Annotated in this window: 2 protein-coding genes; both read right to left on the reverse strand. The window is 54.5% G+C overall.

The features are described 5' to 3' along the window. Nucleotides 1-137 precede the first annotated feature (137 nt). Entirely contained in the window at nt 138-1,424 is a 1,287-nt protein-coding gene (gene hflX / locus ACOCD2_RS17625; protein WP_293649954.1) for a ribosome rescue GTPase HflX, read from the reverse strand. A gap of 50 nt (nt 1,425-1,474) precedes the next feature. Continuing rightward, nucleotides 1,475-1,729, reverse strand: coding sequence for an RNA chaperone Hfq (gene hfq, locus ACOCD2_RS17630; protein ID WP_293649953.1), 255 nt, complete (start codon nt 1,727-1,729; stop codon nt 1,475-1,477). Nucleotides 1,730-2,041 lie beyond the last annotated feature (312 nt).

The raw sequence follows: 2,041 nt of genomic DNA on the forward strand, positions 1-2,041 counted from the left end.
AATAACCTATTGTTTTTCAAGCGAAAGAAACAAAATAAACAAGAATATTACCAAGTACTAATTTATCCGCCATATTAGTCGACTCTAATATTCATTGCTCCAAAAAATTGGGAAACTTCAGCTAACGGATATATCCCTCAGGATTCAGCAAGTTTTACCGCCAGCCGGGGTTCTTTTTTCATCAGGCGCTGAAAGTCGGTCACCGTCAGCTCCACTTCCATCTCACAGCTGCCGTCCTCCAGGTCCTGGATCTGCAGCACATGGGTCTTCTCATGCAGCAGGGCCCGCAGTCGTCCGTCGGTGGGATCGAGATGCACATGCCTGCGCACATGCACCTGGTGAAAGCGTTCCTGCAGGGCGTCGATGAGCAGATCCATGCCGTCACCGGTCTGGGCGGAACACCAAACCCGGGTCACCATACCCAGCTCATCACGATCGACCCGGGGTTCCGCTTTTTCCAGCAGGTCTGTCTTGTTGTAGATTTCCAGCCGCGGCACCTTGTCAGCACCAATCTGCTGCAGCACGTCTTCCACTTCGGCAATATTTTCGGCGCGCCGGTGACTGGCGGCATCGACGACATGCAGCAGCAGTGATGCCTCCACGGTTTCCTGGAGGGTGGACTTGATGGCCGCCACCAGCTCGTGGGGCAGTTTTGAGATGAAACCCACGGTGTCCGCCAGCACGATGTTTTCCCCTTCGGGGAGCTTGAGGCGTCGCAGGGTTGGATCCAGCGTGGCAAACAGCTGATCCCTGGCATACACATGGGCATGGGTGAGCCGGTTGAACAGGGTGGATTTACCAGCATTGGTATAACCCACCAGGGAAACCGTGGGTACATCCGCCCGGCGCCGGGCCTTGCGGACCTGGTCACGCTGGCTGTCCACTTTCTTCAGCCGCCGGCGTATCTGGTCAATGCGCTGGTTCAGCAGGCGACGGTCCGTTTCCAGCTGGGTTTCACCCGGACCCCGCAGCCCGATACCCCCCTTCTGGCGTTCCAGATGCGTCCAGCCCCGCACAAGCCGTGTGGACAGGTGACGCAACTGGGCCAGTTCCACCTGCAGCTTGCCCTCGAAAGAACGGGCGCGCTGGGCAAAAATATCCAGAATCAGGCCAGACCGGTCCAGCACACGGCACTGGAACAGGCCTTCCAGGTTGCGCTCCTGGCTGGGAGAGAGGGCATGATCGAAAATCACCAGTTCCGCACCCAGCGATTCCACCAGTGCGTGAATTTCCTCCGCCTTGCCCCTGCCCACGAAATAGCGGGGGTCGGGATTGCGGCGCACACCGGTTACAAGTTCGGCTACCTGCGCGCCGGCGGAAGTCGCGAGCTCACGGAATTCCTGCAACTCGTCGGGATCGGCGGCTCCCTGCCGGGAAACATGCACGAGAATGGCTGTTTCACCAGCCTGGGGACGGTCAAACATTCAGGAACAACTCGAATTCCCCGGCGTTCGCCCGGTCAGGGCAAATCCTGTCAAAGATTGCCGGGATCAGACTGCTCTCCGTCTTGGGAAGGGGCCAGGCGCACATTCCGTGCCGGCACGACGGTGGAAATGGCATGTTTGTAAACCATCTGGCTCACGGTGTTCTTGAGAAGTACGACAAACTGATCGAAGGAATCAATGGTTCCCTGCAGCTTGATGCCGTTTACGAGAAAGATGGATACAGGAATACGCTCCTTACGCAATGCATTGAGGAAAGGGTCTTGGAGGGATTGCCCTTTTGACATAATTTTGCTCCTTACTTTACTTATTATAATTAGGCATGCAAAAGATTCAGGTCAGGAAACTGTCGATTCATGCCCTGTATCTTCACATTCGGAAAACCCTGACCATTCTGTCACCGTTTCAGCAGCTGAAATGGAAAGGACAGGGATCAGCGAATTCCTTACATATGTTCTTTTTTTAATATAACACAAGGTCCTAGAGTTTAGAGTTTCAGAGGAGAAAAACCACTAAAAATCTCAAAAAATAGTTGACATAGCAAGGCGCGGCCTCTCAGAAGAGAAATCAACACAAACTTCTGGAGGCCGCTATGGACG

It is taken from the genome of Thiolapillus sp., from assembly GCF_048562965.1.
Taxonomy (GTDB): domain Bacteria; phylum Pseudomonadota; class Gammaproteobacteria; order Chromatiales; family Chromatiaceae; genus Thiolapillus; species Thiolapillus brandeum_A.